Raw genomic sequence first — 14,438 nt, 5'->3', positions numbered from 1 at the left:
GGCCATCAGGATCACCATAGGGCGTCGCGATGCCGCGAGGCAACGAAAAAGGCGGGACGTTGCATCTGACGTCCCGCCTTGCGCAGCTCATCGTCGCGAGACGACTCTGCGATGTGATGGTCCCCAGACCGTTCACCTTCTCACCGTAGCTACCTCAGATCGTCCCGCACCGCAGGTGATGCGGCGTGCCGCTGTCACACTCGGGGTGCTTTCTTGGCGCCGTCTTGGAGCGATGCCGACATCATCGGAGAGTGCCTGACCTGCGCGACCTGCCCGATCAGCTTCCTCCGCCGGCTGCACAGTCGCGCGTACCCGAGCCGACCCTGATCTTCTGGGGCACGAAGGCCACGTCGACCGCTCTGGGTGAAGCCGTCTCCGACTACTCCATCCGCATCATGGCTCCCGAGCTCGCGGTTCTTCTCGGCTTCGCCTTCTTCGTCGGCGCCGTCGGCTTCCAGCTCACGCGCCGGCGATACGGCCCAACCGCGTACTGGACGGCCGTCGCCGCCGTCGGTGTGTTCGGCACGATGGCCGCGGATGTGATGCATGTCGCCCTGGGCGTGCCGTACATCCTCACCGCGGCAATCGGCGCGGCCGGCCTGGCGGTCGTCTTCGCGGCGTGGCGGCGCACGGAGGGGACCGTGTCCGTGCACGCGATCACAACGGCACGCCGTGAGCTCTTCTACTGGGCCGCCGTCGTCGGAACCTTTGCGCTCGGCACCGCCGTCGGAGACCTGACGGCGGTGGGCCTCGGCATCGGCTACGTCGGCTCCATCGCCCTGTTCACGCTGGCGATCGCAGCGATCGCCGCGGGTTTCCGGTGGGCCCGCTGGCCCGCGGTGCCGACGTTCTGGGCGGCGTACGTCCTCACACGACCGTGGGGCGCCTCCGTCGCCGACGCCCTCGCGAAACCGGCCGCCGACGGCGGCGCGGGCATCGGATCCGGCTGGGTGGCGTTTGCTCTGGCCCTTCTGATGGTCGTTCTCGTGGCGATGATGGGGCGGCGTGCGGCGACGCTCGCACCCGCCGCAGCCTGAGCGTTAGGCTCGCCGCATGGCCCACCTCGTGCTCACCGTCGTCGGCGACGATCGCGCCGGACTCGTCAGCGCTCTCGCCCGCACCATCGCCGATCACGGCGGCAACTGGGAGCAGAGCGAACTCGCCGAGCTGGCCGGCGCGTTCGCGGGCATCGTGCTCGTCGCGGTGCCCGACGATCAGCAGCGGGCCCTCACTGCCGCTCTCGGCAGCCTTGACGGGCTGTTGCGCGTCACGACGCACGACGCTCCGTCCGCGGCATCCGTCGACGCGCCCCACGCCGTCTCCTTCACCGTCCTGGGCAACGACCGCCCGGGCATCGTCCGCGACGTCACCGCCGCCATCGCCGCGCACGCGCTCAGCATCGACACCTTCCGCAGCCGCACCCTCGAGGCCCCCATGGCCGGCGGCACGCTTTTCGAGGCGACCGTCACCGTCAGCCTGCCGGCCGCAGCGGATGCCGAGACGCTCACCGCCGCGCTCGAAGCCCTCGCCGGCGAGATCCAGGTCGATCTCACCGTCGCCTGAGCCGAGAGGGCATCTGCGTGAGCAGTCGTCAGTGCAACGCGAGCGGGATGACGGCGAGCGCGACCGTGAGCGGGGCGACGACGAGACCCAGGAGAATGTAGCGATTCCAGGGCACATCGACCCCGACGGCGTGCAGACGCTCGTGCCAGAGCAGGGTCGCCAGCGACGCCCACGGCGTGATCAGCGGACCCGCGTTGACGCCGATGAGCAGAGCGGCGAGCCGCACGGGGGAGCCGGCGGCGGATTCGAGAGCAAGGTAGGCCGGCAGGTTGTTCACCACGTTCGCGCCCAGCATGCCGACCCCGGCGACCTGCCAGAGCGAGACGAGGTCTTCTCCCGAACCGGTCGCCGCGGCGAGGAGGGCGCCCGACCCGAGAGCCTCGGCCGCACCCACGGCGAGGAACAGGCCGGACGCGAAAACGACGAGCTGCCACGGCACGAGCGCCCAGCGCAGGGCCGTCGGCGAGCGCCACGCGAAGACGATCGTGAGCACGACGGCGGCACCCAATGCCGGCATCCACGGTGCGATGCCGATGACCAGCAGCGGCATCATGACGACGAGGACGATGGCGGAGATCCGCAGAAGCACGGGGTCGGACACCCGGGGCGGACGGGCGGGGGTAGAGCGACCCCGCAGGTCACGCCGGTTCGTGAGCCACAGCAGGATCACCGTGACGACCGTCGCGATGATCGCCGACGGTCCCAGAAGGCCCAGGAAGCCGAGCGCGTCGAGATCGCCGAGCCGATGCGCGGCGAGCAGGTTGGTGAGGTTGGACACCGGCAGGAACAGCGACGCGGTATTGGCCAGCCACACGGTCGCGAATGCGAAGGGCATCGGCGAGAGCCCATTGGCGCGGGCGACCGCGACGACCACCGGCGTCAAGAGCACAGCCGTGGTGTCCAACGACAGGAACGCCGTCACGACGGCGGCGAACACCACCACCATGAGCCACAGCACGATCACCCGACCTCGCGAGAGGCGCGCCAGGCGCGCTGCGGCGGCGTCGAACACACCGGCGCGCGCCGCGAGCTCCGCGACGATCGTCACGGCGACGACGAACAGAAGGATCGGCCACACGCGGTCGCCGATCTCCAGCGCCGCGTCCACCGGCAGAACTCCGAACACGACGGCTGCGCCGCCCAGGAGCAGCAGCACCGCTCCGATCACGGCAAGCAACACGGCATCCATCATGGACCCTCATCGACCAGTCCCGGGCGGCGATAGACTGCACACATGGAACTGAGCCGGATCACCGCCTTCGCGACCGGCGCGCGCACGCCCGGCGTACGAACGATCTGGGCCTGAGCGGGCGGGGCGCACGGCGCCCGAAGCTGAGCATCCCATCCGATCCCTCTTCTGGAGACCTTCCCTTGACCGATGTCTCACCCGCGGCGGACGTGACCTATCCCGCCGACGGCTTCGCCCTGTTTTCCGACCGTTCCGTCGTCGCTCTGCGCGTCAACGGCGACCTGAAGGACCTCTCCACCGTCGTCACGGCCGATGACGCGGTCGAGCCCGTGCTGGTCGACAGCGCCGACGGTCTGTCGATCCTGCGCCACTCCACCGCGCACGTCATGGCCCAGGCCGTGCAGCGCATCAAGCCGCAGTCGAACCTCGGCATCGGCCCCCCGATCACCGACGGCTTCTACTTCGACTTCGGCAACGTCGACCCGTTCACGCCCGAAGACCTCAAGGCCATCAAGAAGGAGATGGAGCGCATCGTCCGCGAGAATCAGCGCTTCGTCCGCCGCGTGGTCGACGAGACCGAGGCGCGAGAGCTCATGGCCGGCGAGCCGTTCAAGCTCGAGCTCATCTCCCTCGCCGGCGGCCCGGGCTCGGGCGCCAACGCCGCCGAGGGCGCGTCCGCCGAGATCGGCGCGGGCGAGCTCACGGTCTACGAGAACGTGAACCGCGAGGGCGAGGTGGTCTGGCGCGACCTCTGCCGCGGGCCCCACGTTCCCGGCACCCGCTACGTCGCGAACGGATGGGACCTCACCCGAGTGGCCGGCGCGTACTGGCGCGGCAGCGAGAAGAACCCGCAGCTGCAGCGCATCTACGGCACCGCGTGGCCCACCAAGGACGAGCTGCGCGCCTACCAGCAGCGCCTCGAAGAGGCCGCCAAGCGCGACCACCGCAAGCTGGGCAAGGAACTCGACCTCTTCTCGTTCCCCGACGAGATCGGCCCCGGCCTCAGCGTGTTCCACCCCAAGGGCGGCATCATCCGCTACGAGATCGAGCGCTACATGCGCGAGCGCCTGCTCGCCAGCGGCTACGAGGTCGTGAACACCCCGCACATCACCAAGGGCGACCTGTTCATGACCAGCGGTCACCTGCAGTGGTACGCCGACGGCATGTACCCGCCGATGGTGCTCGACGAGGTCGTGGATGCCGACGGTCACGTCAGCCGCGAGGGCCAGGAGTACTACCTGAAGCCCATGAACTGCCCGTTCCACAACCTCATCTTCCGTTCGCGCGGACGCTCCTACCGTGAGCTGCCGCTGCGCCTGAGCGAGTTCGGATCCGTCTACCGTTACGAGAAGAGCGGCACCCTCTCCGGCCTCACGCGCGTGCGCGGGATGACCCAGGACGACACCCACATCTACGTCACGGCCGACCAGGTCAAGGGCGAGCTCACCCACAGCCTCGACTTCGTGCTGCAGACCCTCCGCGACTACGGCCTCAACGACTTCTACCTCGAGCTCTCGACGAAGGAAGACGGCAACCCGAAGTTCATCGGGGCCGACGCGCTCTGGACCGAGGCGACCGAGACGCTGCGCGAGGTCGCCGAGGGCTCGGGCCTCGAGCTGGTGCCCGACCCTGGCGGCGCCGCCTTCTACGGACCGAAGATCTCCGTGCAAGCACGCGACGCGATCGGGCGCACCTGGCAGATGTCGACCATCCAGCTCGACTTCAACCAGCCCGAGCGTTTCGAGCTCGAGTACACCGGCCCCGACGGCGAGAAGCACCGCCCCGTGATGATCCACCGTGCTCTGTTCGGCTCGGTGGAGCGCTTCTTCGCGATCCTGCTCGAGCACTACGCCGGCGCGTTCCCCGTGTGGCTGGCTCCCGTGCAGGTCGTCGGCATCCCCGTCGCGGACGACTTCGCCCCCTACCTCGACGAGATCGTCGCGCGGCTGCGGGCCGCGGGCGTGCGCGCCGAGGTCGACCACTCCGACGACCGCATGCCGAAGAAGATCCGCACGCACACGACCCAGAAGGTGCCGCTGCAGCTCATCGCGGGGGAGCAGGATCGCTCCGCGGGCACGGTCTCGTTCCGCTTCCGCGACGGGTCGCAGACCAACGGCATTCCGGTGGATGAGGCGATCGACAAGATCGTCGCCGCGATCTCGGGCAAGCTGCTCGTCAACACTGCGGAGGACCTGGCGTGAGCGCGGGGGACGCCGACGGTGATGCCCGCCTCGAGCAGGCGAGCGCTTTCGCCGGCGTCCCCGACGGTTTCCAGCGGCTCTGGACGCCGCATCGCATGGCGTACATCAACACCGGTGCCGACGCCCTGCGCGGATCGGGGTGCCCGTTCTGCGCCGCCCCGCAGAAGTCGGATGCCGATGGGCTCATCGTCCACCGCGGCGTCACGTCCTACGTGCTGCTGAACCTCTTCCCGTACAACTCGGGACACATGCTCGTGTGCCCCTACCGCCACATCGCGACGTACGACCAGGCGACCCCCGAAGAGGTTGCCGAGATCGGTGAGCTGACCCAGGTCGGCATGAGGGTGCTGCGCGCCGTGTCGCGCTGCGACGGCTTCAACATCGGGATGAACCAGGGTGCGGTCGCGGGGGCGGGGGTCGACGAGCACCTGCACCAGCACATCGTTCCGCGGTGGAGCTCGGATGCGAACTTCTTCCCGATCATCGCCCGCACCAAGGCCCTGCCCCAGCTTCTCGGCGAGGTGCGCGAGGCCGTCGCGGCGGCCTGGCCGGCGTGAGCGCGGGCGGTCCCGACGACGGCGCGGACCCGTTCGCGGTCGACGCCAGCAGATTGAGCGCGCTCCCGGCATCCACTGCCGAGCTGTGCGGCGACATCACCGCCTTCGACGCCCGCCCAGCCGAGGCAGAGACGAGCGAGCGTCAGGACCCGCTGTACTGGGTGGATCTCGAGGTAGCCCGAGGGTGGGTGCTCATCGGCGACAACGGGCAGGGCGATGAGTGGTGGCTCGGGCCGCACAGCGACGTGTGGTTCTTCGATCACACCGACGGCGAGCGTGCCGTGTCACGCTTCACGCCGATGCACCTCTCGATCACGGAGTGGCTGATGGTGGGGCACGTGCTGCACGCGCTCGAGCAGATCGACGAGCCGGCCGCTCGTGACCACGACCGCATCCGTGCCGCGCTCGACGCGATCTCGCCCGAGCTCAGTGTGCGCTGGCCGTACGAGCTGTTCTGACCGGGCGCGGCGTTTCGACTCGCTGCGCTCGCTCAACGACCGGGGTGCAGACACCCACCCGTCGTTGAGCGAGGCGCGCAGCGCCGCGTCGAAACGCCGCCGCGTCGAAACGCCGAACCTCAGCGCACCCGCGTGACGGGGAACTGCAGCCGCGGGTGGGCGTAGAACTCCTGCGCCTCGACAAGCTGCAGCTCGCGCTGCCCGGAATCGAACGTCGTCTGCAGCAGGTCGTAGACGCTCGAGACGGTCTTCGCCAGCGCGTCGGCGGCGTCACCGCTCGCACGGTAGTGGGCCGTGAACAACGCCGCCGTGACATCGCCCGACCCGTTCGCCTTCATCGGGATGCGGGGCGTCTGCACGATCCACGCACCATCGTCGGTGACGGCCAGCATCTCGATGGTGCCCTCCGGTGCGTCCGGGCGCTCGACCGAGGTGACGAGCACGGTGCGCGGGCCCATCGCGCGCGCGGCATCCGCCGACGCGAGCGTCGAGGTGAGGTCCGTCGGCTCTGTTTCCGTGAGGAAGCCGAGCTCGAACTGGTTGGGCGTGATGATGTCGGCCGCCGGCACGACGCGATCGCGGAGCAGCACGGGGATCGCCGGAGCGACGAAGCACCCGCTCTTGGCGTTGCCCATCACGGGATCGCAGGAGTACACCGCCGCAGGATTGGCCGCTTTCACGCGCGCCACCGCGTCGAGGATGACGTCCGCGATGCCCTCACCGCCCTGATAGCCGCTGAGCACGACGTCGATCTCCCCGAACACGCCCCGCTCCTCGATGCCCGTGATGACGTCGCGGACGTCGTCGGGGGAGATGAGCGGACCGCGCCACGCGCCGTAGCCGGTGTGGTTCGAGAAGTTGACCGTGTACACGGGCAGCACCTCGACGCCGATGCGCTGCAGCGGAAACACCGCGGCGGAGTTGCCGACGTGACCGTACGCGACGGCGGACTGGATGGAGAGGATCTTCATCGGGCGATCATCCTGCTTTCGAGGTCGCGGCCGCCGCGGGGATCGCCGCGGCCAGGTCGGAGGCCAGACGCTCGAGCTCGGCGTCCGAGAGGTCGTGGACGGTGATGCGCAGATGGCGGGCGGCGCGCGCGCCTTGGAGCACGAACTCGTCGCCCGGACGCACGAGCCATCCGCGACGCATGAGCTGCTCGGATGCCGCGCGCGCCGGCACCGGCAACGGCACCCAGAGGCTCAGACCGTCGCCCGCGACCACCGGGACGCCCGCCGCGGTGAACGCCGCGGCGGCCGCGCGGTTGCGCGCGGCGTAGTGGGCGGATGCCGCGGCCACCGCCGCGACCGCGTCCGGATCGGTGAGGTGTTCGAGCGCCACGCGCTGGAGGAGGTGGCTGACCCACGTCGCGCCCGGGTTGAGGCGCTCAGCGAGCCGCTCGGCCGTGTCGGGATCTGAGGCGACCACGGCGAGGCACATGTCGGGCCCCAGGAACTTCGAGACGGACCGGATGAGCGCCCAGCGCCGATGCGACGCGGAGATCACCGAGTGAAAGGGCTGCGCCGACAGCATCGAGAAATGGTCGTCTTCGATGACGAGGACATACGGCTGGTCGGCCAGCAGTGTGCGCAGCGCCGCAGCGCGCTCGGCACTGAGGCTCGCCCCCGTGGGGTTCTGGGCGCGAGGAGTGAGCAGCACGGCGCGCACCCCGGCATCCAACGCCGCCTGGAGCCCGGCGACGGTCATGCCCTCATCGTCGACGGGGACGGCGATGGGGCGGTAACCGCCGAGGCGAACCGTGTTCAGGCTCGCGAGGAAGCACGGGTCTTCGAGAGCCACCGCATCGTCGCGCGTCAGCGTCTGAGCGAGCAGACGTTCGATCGCGTCGGAGGCGCCGCCCGTGATCGTGAGACGCAGCGCGCGGTCGTCTCCGACGGCGGCCCGCATCCACCCTTCGGACCACGCTGCCAGGTCGCGGTCGATGACGGGTTCGCCGTACAGCACCGGCCGACCCGCGATGCGGCTGAGGGCTGGATGCAGATCGGGGATGAGCGCCGGGTCGGGGTTACCCGCCGCGAGGTCGCGCAGCACCGTGCCGCGTGCGAAGCCTTCTTGCGCCACGGGGGTGCGTTCGGCGACGCGCGTGCCGGCGCGGCCGCGGGCCTCGACGAGCCCGGCCTGCGTCAGCAGACGATACGCGGACACGACGGTGTTGCGATTGACCCCCAGCTCGTCGGCGAGGGTTCGCACCGGAGGAAGTGCCGAGCCGGGCGCCAGCTCGCCGCGCTCGATCCTCTGTCGCACACTGTCGGCGATATCGGTCGCGGTGGCCCCGGCGATGCGCAGCACGGTGCAGGCATCGGGGACGGCGTTCACGGTGATCAGTGTATGTGACAGGACATGCTACGTTTTGGCCTAGGCCAATAGCTGCGGCATCTCGCTCCGCCGCACCGAGCGACGTCCACACCCGAAGGAGAAACCCGTGTCCACTCCCGTCACCGGATCGTCCCGCGTCAAGCGCGGACTCGCCGAGATGCTCAAAGGCGGCGTCATCATGGACGTCGTCACCCCCGATCAGGCGAAGATCGCCGAGGATGCCGGTGCCGTCGCGGTCATGGCACTCGAGCGCGTGCCCGCCGACATCCGCGCCCAGGGCGGCGTGTCACGGATGAGCGATCCCGACATGATCGACGGCATCATCGAGGCGGTATCGATCCCCGTCATGGCGAAGGCGCGCATCGGCCACTTCGTCGAGGCGCAGGTGCTCCAGGAGCTCGGCGTGGACTACATCGACGAGTCCGAGGTGCTCTCACCGGCCGACTATGTGAACCACATCGACAAGTGGAACTTCACCGTCCCGTTCGTCTGCGGCGCGACCAACCTCGGGGAGGCGCTGCGGCGCATCACCGAGGGGGCGGCGATGATCCGCTCCAAGGGCGAGGCGGGCACCGGCGACGTGTCGGAGGCCATGAAGCACATCCGCAAGATCCGCGGCGAGATCGCCGCGCTCGGGGCGCTGTCGCGCGACGAGCTGTATGTCGCGGCCAAGGAGCTGCAGGCACCGTACGAGCTCGTCGCCGAGATCGCCGAGACCGGCACGCTCCCGGTCGTGCTGTTCGTCGCCGGCGGGGTCGCCACACCCGCCGATGCAGCGATGATGATGCAGCTCGGCGCCGACGGCGTCTTCGTCGGCTCGGGGATCTTCAAGAGCGGCGACCCGGCGGCCCGTGCCGCCGCGATCGTGAAGGCGACCACGTTCTTCGACGACCCGAAGGTCATCGCGGATGTCTCGCGCGGCCTCGGCGAGGCCATGGTCGGCATCAACGTCGCCGACCTGCCGGCTCCGCACCGGCTCGCCGAGCGCGGATGGTGACGTCCGGGATGCCGCGAGTCGGCGTCCTCGCCCTCCAGGGGGACGTCCGCGAGCACGTCCGGAGCCTGGAGACGCTGGGCGCGGAGGTCGTCGCGGTGCGCCGCCCTGAGGAGCTCGCAACCGTCTCGGGGCTCGTGATCCCGGGCGGCGAGTCCAGCGTGATCGACAAGCTGGCGCGGACGTTCGGTATGCAGCAGCCGATCCGTGAGGCCCTCGCAGGCGGGATGCCGGCGTACGGCACGTGCGCCGGGCTCATCCTCCTGGCGGACCGCATCACCGACGGCATCCGCGGACAAGAGACCTTCGGGGGGCTCGACATCACCGTGCAGCGCAACGCCTTCGGCTCGCAGGTCGACTCCTTCGAGACGGAGCTCACGGTCGCGGGGTTCGATGAGCCGGTGTCCGCCACCTTCATCCGCGCGCCGCGGGTGGTGGAGACCGGACCGGCCGTCGAGGTGCTGGCTTCCCTGTCGGACGGAGCGATCGTCGCCGTCCGGCAGGGAGCGCTGCTCGGCACCGCGTTCCACCCCGAGGTGTCGGGGGAGACGCGGTTCCACGAACTGTTGCTCGATCTCGTCGCCGCACGCGCGAGCTGAGCGGATGCCGCGACCCGCATCTGCGGATGCGTAGGATCGCGCCATGACACGACGTGCATCGCGGATGATCGGCAGCGCCGCGGCCGGTGCGATCGCGGTCATCGTCCTCACGGGGTGCGCGGCCCACGAGAACGCGGCGGACGCGGCCGCACGCGACGCGGTCGCGGACCTCATCGGCGAGATCTCGCATCGGCAGGCGCCCGACATCGACGGATGGGCGCGGCTGGCTGCGCGCAAGCCACGGGTGACCGGAGCGCGATCACGCTCATCGGCATCACCCCGCAGACCGCGCAGAACCCGATCGACCCGCTGGGCACGCTGTCCTTCCGCGTTGAGATGACCGCGCGCCGCACCGGCATGTGGTCCGCCGAGACCGTGTCGAGCACGTCGTGCTACGCCGTCGACTTCACGAGATACGGCCCGGTCGCGAACGATCGGCCGTGGAGCGATCCCCGCACGGTCCGAGCGAGCGCGATCCTCGCCCGACTCACTGCGCCCACCGGCCCCTACGAGCAGCTCGCCCCCCTCGAGGTCGTGCGGACCGCCGACGGCGCGATCGGCGCCTCGATGGGCACCGAGCGCAGGTGCGTGCTCGTGCGCCGCGTGGACGGCGTCACCGAGCGGGTGTATGCGCCGCGCGTGTACCTGCTGCCAGGCGAGCTCGGCTGCCGCGGAACGACCGCACGCAGCGATCTGCGCCCGCCGCACTGATCCTCGACTCGCGCGCGGTGGCGGCGCGGCGGGCTAACGTGGCGGCATGACGACCTGGGTGGCGTTGCTTCGCGGCGTGAACGTCAACGGCATCACGATCCGCAGCGCGGAGCTGGCGGCGTTGCTGCGCGGGCTCGGATTCGAAGAGGTGAAGACGGTGCTCGCCAGCGGCAACGCCCGTTTCACGGTCGATGTCGACGTCGCCCGGCGCGCGGAGCTGAAGACTCGCATCGAAACGGCCCTGCGTGACCGCTTCGACTACGACGCGTGGATCGTCCTCGTGACGCTCGACGAGCTCGCCGCGGCCGTCACCGCCTACCCCTTCGATGCGGCAGAGCCGAGCCGGCAACCGTACGTCGTCTTCTGCATCGACGTGGCCGTGCGCGATGCGCTGGCGGATGCCGCGGCATCCCTCGACCCGGCGGAGGACCCCACGCACCCCGGAATCGGGGTGGTGTACTGGAGCCCCGAGGTCGGCCGGACGATCGACACCCCGTTCGGAAAGCTCCTCGGGCGCGCGGCGTACAAGCCGACGACGACCACGCGCAATCTGCGCACACTCGTCAAGATCCTCGGCTGAAAAGCAACGGTGTCGCCTGAGTAAACTGGAGACCATGTCCGGACACTCCAAATGGGCCACGACCAAGCACAAGAAGGCGGTCATCGACTCCCGCCGCGCGAAGTCGTGGGCGAAGCTCATCAAGAACATCGAAGTCGCCGCGAAGCTCGGCGGCCCGGACCTGCAGGGGAACCCGACCCTGTTCGACGCGGTCCTCAAGGCCAAGAAGACCTCGGTGCCCAAGGACAACATCGACCGCGCCATCAAGCGCGGCGCCGGCATCGGCGGCGAGTCGGTTGAGTACTCGTCGATCATGTACGAGGGCTACGGACCGAACGGCGTGGCCCTCATGATCGAGTGTCTGACCGATAACAAGAACCGCGCCGCCGCCGAGGTGCGCACCGCCCTCAGCCGCAACGGCGGAACGCTCGCCGACCCCGGCTCGGTCGCCTACAACTTCTCCCGCAAGGGCGTCATCGTCGTGTCCGAAGAGAACACCAGCGAAGACGACGTCATGCTGGCCGCCCTCGAGGCCGGCGCCGAGGAGATCGAGCCGCACGCGCAGGGCTTCGAGGTCATCACCGAGGCATCCGATCTCGTTGCGGTCCGCTCGGCACTGACCGATGCGGGCATCGAGTACGAATCCGCCGACGTCGAGTTCGTGCCGAACCTCAAGGTCGAGATCGACGCCGAGACGGCACGCAAGATCTTCCGCCTGATCGACGCGCTCGAAGACAGCGACGACGTGCAGAACGTCTTCAGCAACTTCGACCTCACCGCCGAGGTTCAGGCCGAGCTCGAGGACGACGAGTAAGCCGCGTTTCGACTCGCTCCTCTCGCGCAACGACCGGGGGCACCGGTCGTTGAGCGAGGGGCGCAGCCGCGAGTCGAAACGCCCCCATCCGCGTCGAGCGCTTAGCGTGGGGGAGTGGCATCCGCTGTGCGCGTCCTCGGCATCGACCCGGGCCTGACCCGGTGCGGCGTCGGCGTCGTCGACGTGCGCCCCGACCGGTCGGCGGCACTCGTCCACGTGGGCGTGGTCCGCTCGGGCGCCGAGCTTCCCGTCGCCGAACGTCTTGCCCTCATCGCGCGGGGGCTGCGGGAGGTGCTCGCGACACACCGCCCGGACGTGGTCGCCGTCGAGCGGGTGTTCGCCCAGCAGAACCGCAGCACGGTGATGGGCACCGCGCAGGCCAGCGGCATCGCACTGCTCCTCGCCGCCGAACACGGCCTGCCCGCCGCCACGCACACTCCCTCCGAGGTCAAGGCGGCGATCACCGGCTACGGCTCCGCCGACAAGCTCCAGGTGCAGACGATGGTCGCCCGGGTATTGCGCCTGAACGCCCTGCCGCAGCCTGCCGACGCCGCGGACGCCCTCGCCATCGCCCTGTGCCACGGGTGGCGGAGAGGTGCCCCGTCGGGCAGCGCCGCCGCCGGGGCGCTCACGCCGGCGCAACGGGCGTGGGCGGATGCCGAGAAGAGAGCGACGCGACGCTGACGACTGCGCACCCCGCACGCGTGTCGATCGAACAAAACTGCGAACGACTGTCTAGGGTGGTGCCATGATCTCCTCGCTGCGCGGCCATGTGCTGCATCTGGACGCCGAGTCGGCGATCGTCGATGTCGGCGGCGTGGGCTTCAGCGTCGCGGTGCCCGCCTCCGTGGCCCGCTCGCTCCACGTCGGCGACGAGACGACGCTGCACACCGCGCTCATCGTACGGGAGGACGCCCTGTCGCTGTTCGGCTTCGCCGATCGCGACGAGCTCACCGTGTTCCATCACCTGCTCAGCGTGTCGGGGGTCGGTCCCAAATCCGCCCTCGGCGTGCTGTCGTCGCTCAGCGTCGACCAGATCGCGCACGCCGTCGCCGACGAGGATGACGCCCCGTTTCGGCGCGTTTCCGGGATCGGTCCCAAGACGGCCAAGCTCATCGTGGTGCAGCTCGCCGGCAAACTTCACGTGACCTCCGCAACAAGCCGGCAGGCTGCCGGCTCCGCCGCCGGCGAGATCGCCGGCCAGGTCGTCGCGGCGCTCACGGCCCTCGGGTGGAACGAGCGCACGAGCGTCGAGGCGGTGACGCTGGTGCTGGATGCCGCGACCGACGCCGACAGGCGGTCGGTGCCGGTGCTGCTCAAGCTCGCTCTGGCCCAGCTGGGTCCCGCCCGTCCGGAGCGCGCCGGTGTCTGAGCCGCACGATCCCGCCCTGGCGCAAGACGATACCGAGCTCGCCGTCGAGGGCGCGCTGCGACCGGCATCCCTCGCCGAGTTCGTCGGTCAGCAGAAGGTGCGCGGACAGCTCCAGCTGCTGCTCGATGCGGCGCGCATCCAACAGCGTCCGCCGGACCACATCCTGCTGTCCGGGCCGCCCGGGCTCGGAAAGACGACTCTCGCGATGATCGTGGCGCACGAGAGCGAGCGCCCCCTGCGACTGTCCAGCGGACCGGCCATCCAGCACGCCGGCGATCTCGCTGCACTGCTGTCGAGCCTGGTGCCCGGCGAGGTGCTCTTCATCGACGAGATCCACCGGATGGCGCGCTCCGCCGAAGAGATGCTCTATCTGGCGATGGAGGATTTCCGCATCGACATCATGGTCGGCAAGGGAGCGGGGGCGACCAGCATCCCACTCGACCTGGCGCCGTTCACCCTCGTCGGCGCGACCACCCGGTCGGGCCTGCTGCCCAACCCGCTGCGCGACCGGTTCGGATTCACCGCGCACCTGGAGTATTACGAACCCGGCGAGCTCGAACAGGTGATTTCGCGCTCGGCAGCGGTCCTCGGCGTCGATCTGCCCCGCACCGCTCGCGCCGAGATCGCCCGACGTTCGCGCGGCACACCCCGCATCGCCAACCGTCTCCTGCGGCGGGTACGCGACTACGTCATCGTGCACGGAAAGAGCGCGTCGTCGGCGACCGATGCGCACGTCGCGGCCGCCTTGGAGCTCTATGACGTCGACGCGATCGGTCTCGACCGCCTCGACCGTGCAGTGCTGGACGCCGTCGTGCGGCGGTTCCGCGGGGGACCGGTCGGCCTCAGCACGCTCGCGGTGACTGTCGGCGAGGAGGCGGAGACGATCGAATCGGTCGTCGAGCCGTACCTGGTGCGGATCGGATTCCTCGGGCGCACGCCGCGAGGACGGGTTGCCACGCCGGAGGCTTACGCGCATCTGCGCGTGCCTCGTCCGGACGGGGCGCTCAGATTCGATGACCTATAATCACAGAAGGCTTCCTGCCGCCCTCTTCAGCGTCGATCCGGCGCGCTCCCGAAAGGTGTA

The 14,438-nt window shown here is 69.9% G+C and carries 16 protein-coding genes; 13 read left to right on the top strand and 3 right to left on the bottom strand.

The window, feature by feature from the left end; genetic code table 11:
• The first annotated feature begins 251 nt into the window (after positions 1-251).
• Positions 252-1,037, top strand: a complete 786-nt coding sequence (locus tag JOE53_RS05665) for a COG4705 family protein (protein WP_204947042.1) — start codon at positions 252-254, stop codon at positions 1,035-1,037.
• A 16-nt stretch (positions 1,038-1,053) separates the two neighbouring features.
• A complete protein-coding gene (locus JOE53_RS05660; protein ID WP_204947041.1) occupies positions 1,054-1,563 on the top strand; it encodes a glycine cleavage system protein R in 510 nt (169 codons plus the stop codon).
• A gap of 28 nt (positions 1,564-1,591) precedes the next feature.
• Here JOE53_RS05660 and JOE53_RS05655 read toward each other — a convergent pair whose 3' ends face one another.
• Entirely contained in the window at positions 1,592-2,752 is a 1,161-nt protein-coding gene (locus JOE53_RS05655; protein ID WP_204947040.1) for an ArsB/NhaD family transporter, read from the bottom strand.
• A 182-nt stretch (positions 2,753-2,934) separates the two neighbouring features.
• On the opposite strand from JOE53_RS05655, the gene thrS reads away from it, so the two are divergent.
• Genes thrS through JOE53_RS05640 form a run of 3 tightly spaced genes read left to right on the top strand, consistent with a single transcriptional unit; the run spans position 2,935 to position 5,968 of the window.
• Positions 2,935-4,953, top strand: a complete 2,019-nt coding sequence (thrS, locus tag JOE53_RS05650; RefSeq protein ID WP_204947039.1) for a threonine--tRNA ligase — start codon at positions 2,935-2,937, stop codon at positions 4,951-4,953.
• Positions 4,950-5,510 (top strand): HIT family protein, encoded by a 561-nt coding sequence (locus JOE53_RS05645; protein ID WP_204947038.1) that lies wholly within the window; start codon positions 4,950-4,952, stop codon positions 5,508-5,510. The genes thrS and JOE53_RS05645 overlap by 4 nt, the downstream gene beginning before the upstream one ends.
• The gene (locus tag JOE53_RS05640; RefSeq protein ID WP_204947037.1) at positions 5,507-5,968 is read left to right on the top strand and encodes an SMI1/KNR4 family protein; all 462 of its coding nucleotides are present in this window, start codon (positions 5,507-5,509) and stop codon (positions 5,966-5,968) included. Before JOE53_RS05645 ends, JOE53_RS05640 begins: the two co-directional genes overlap by 4 nt.
• 119 nt (positions 5,969-6,087) lie before the next feature.
• Here JOE53_RS05640 and pdxY read toward each other — a convergent pair whose 3' ends face one another.
• The gene (gene pdxY / locus JOE53_RS05635; RefSeq protein ID WP_204947036.1) at positions 6,088-6,939 is read right to left on the bottom strand and encodes a pyridoxal kinase PdxY; all 852 of its coding nucleotides are present in this window, start codon (positions 6,937-6,939) and stop codon (positions 6,088-6,090) included.
• 7 nt (positions 6,940-6,946) lie between these two features.
• A complete protein-coding gene (locus JOE53_RS05630) occupies positions 6,947-8,305 on the bottom strand; it encodes an aminotransferase class I/II-fold pyridoxal phosphate-dependent enzyme (RefSeq protein ID WP_204947035.1) in 1,359 nt (452 codons plus the stop codon).
• Between the two features lie 106 nt (positions 8,306-8,411).
• Between JOE53_RS05630 and pdxS the strand changes: the two genes are divergently transcribed.
• The 8 genes from pdxS (at position 8,412) to ruvB (ending at position 14,378) form a co-directional block, all read left to right on the top strand.
• Positions 8,412-9,302 (top strand): pyridoxal 5'-phosphate synthase lyase subunit PdxS, encoded by an 891-nt coding sequence (gene pdxS / locus JOE53_RS05625; protein ID WP_005049522.1) that lies wholly within the window; start codon positions 8,412-8,414, stop codon positions 9,300-9,302.
• Positions 9,296-9,898 carry a pyridoxal 5'-phosphate synthase glutaminase subunit PdxT gene (gene pdxT, locus JOE53_RS05620; RefSeq protein WP_204947034.1) on the top strand — a complete coding sequence of 201 codons (603 nt, stop codon included), beginning with the start codon at positions 9,296-9,298 and terminating at the stop codon, positions 9,896-9,898. Before pdxS ends, pdxT begins: the two co-directional genes overlap by 7 nt.
• Positions 9,899-10,111: 213 nt before the next feature.
• A complete protein-coding gene (locus JOE53_RS05615) occupies positions 10,112-10,609 on the top strand; it encodes a hypothetical protein (RefSeq protein WP_233449493.1) in 498 nt (165 codons plus the stop codon).
• A 46-nt stretch (positions 10,610-10,655) separates the two neighbouring features.
• A complete protein-coding gene (locus JOE53_RS05610) occupies positions 10,656-11,189 on the top strand; it encodes a DUF1697 domain-containing protein (protein ID WP_204947033.1) in 534 nt (177 codons plus the stop codon).
• 34 nt (positions 11,190-11,223) lie between these two features.
• Entirely contained in the window at positions 11,224-11,982 is a 759-nt protein-coding gene (locus JOE53_RS05605; RefSeq protein WP_121190413.1) for a YebC/PmpR family DNA-binding transcriptional regulator, read from the top strand.
• A gap of 114 nt (positions 11,983-12,096) precedes the next feature.
• Positions 12,097-12,666, top strand: a complete 570-nt coding sequence (ruvC, locus tag JOE53_RS05600; RefSeq protein ID WP_204947032.1) for a crossover junction endodeoxyribonuclease RuvC — start codon at positions 12,097-12,099, stop codon at positions 12,664-12,666.
• A gap of 64 nt (positions 12,667-12,730) precedes the next feature.
• Complete coding sequence (ruvA, locus tag JOE53_RS05595; protein WP_204947031.1) at positions 12,731-13,354, top strand: Holliday junction branch migration protein RuvA; 624 nt, start codon at positions 12,731-12,733, stop codon at positions 13,352-13,354.
• Positions 13,347-14,378: a Holliday junction branch migration DNA helicase RuvB gene (ruvB, locus tag JOE53_RS05590; RefSeq protein ID WP_204947030.1), complete on the top strand. Its 1,032-nt coding sequence runs from the start codon at positions 13,347-13,349 to the stop codon at positions 14,376-14,378. Before ruvA ends, ruvB begins: the two co-directional genes overlap by 8 nt.
• Positions 14,379-14,438: the final 60 nt, after the last annotated feature.

Source organism: Microbacterium laevaniformans (assembly GCF_016907555.1).
Classification (GTDB): Bacteria; Actinomycetota; Actinomycetes; order Actinomycetales; family Microbacteriaceae; genus Microbacterium; species Microbacterium laevaniformans.
Note: the sequence above shows the minus strand (reverse complement) of the source record. Positions and strands in the feature narration are given on the sequence as shown.

Bases quoted from the DNA above. Each gene is read 5' to 3' on its own strand.
- JOE53_RS05660 (WP_204947041.1), top strand. From the start codon at position 1,054: ATGGCCCACCTCGTGCTCACCGTCGTCGGCGACGATCGCGCCGGACTC.
- JOE53_RS05655 (WP_204947040.1), bottom strand. From the start codon at position 2,752: ATGGATGCCGTGTTGCTTGCCGTGATCGGAGCGGTGCTGCTGCTCCTG.
- pdxY (WP_204947036.1), bottom strand. From the start codon at position 6,939: ATGAAGATCCTCTCCATCCAGTCCGCCGTCGCGTACGGTCACGTCGGC.
- pdxT (WP_204947034.1), top strand. From the start codon at position 9,296: ATGGTGACGTCCGGGATGCCGCGAGTCGGCGTCCTCGCCCTCCAGGGG.
- JOE53_RS05615 (WP_233449493.1), top strand. From the start codon at position 10,112: ATGGGCGCGGCTGGCTGCGCGCAAGCCACGGGTGACCGGAGCGCGATC.
- JOE53_RS05610 (WP_204947033.1), top strand. From the start codon at position 10,656: ATGACGACCTGGGTGGCGTTGCTTCGCGGCGTGAACGTCAACGGCATC.
- JOE53_RS05605 (WP_121190413.1), top strand. From the start codon at position 11,224: ATGTCCGGACACTCCAAATGGGCCACGACCAAGCACAAGAAGGCGGTC.
- ruvA (WP_204947031.1), top strand. From the start codon at position 12,731: ATGATCTCCTCGCTGCGCGGCCATGTGCTGCATCTGGACGCCGAGTCG.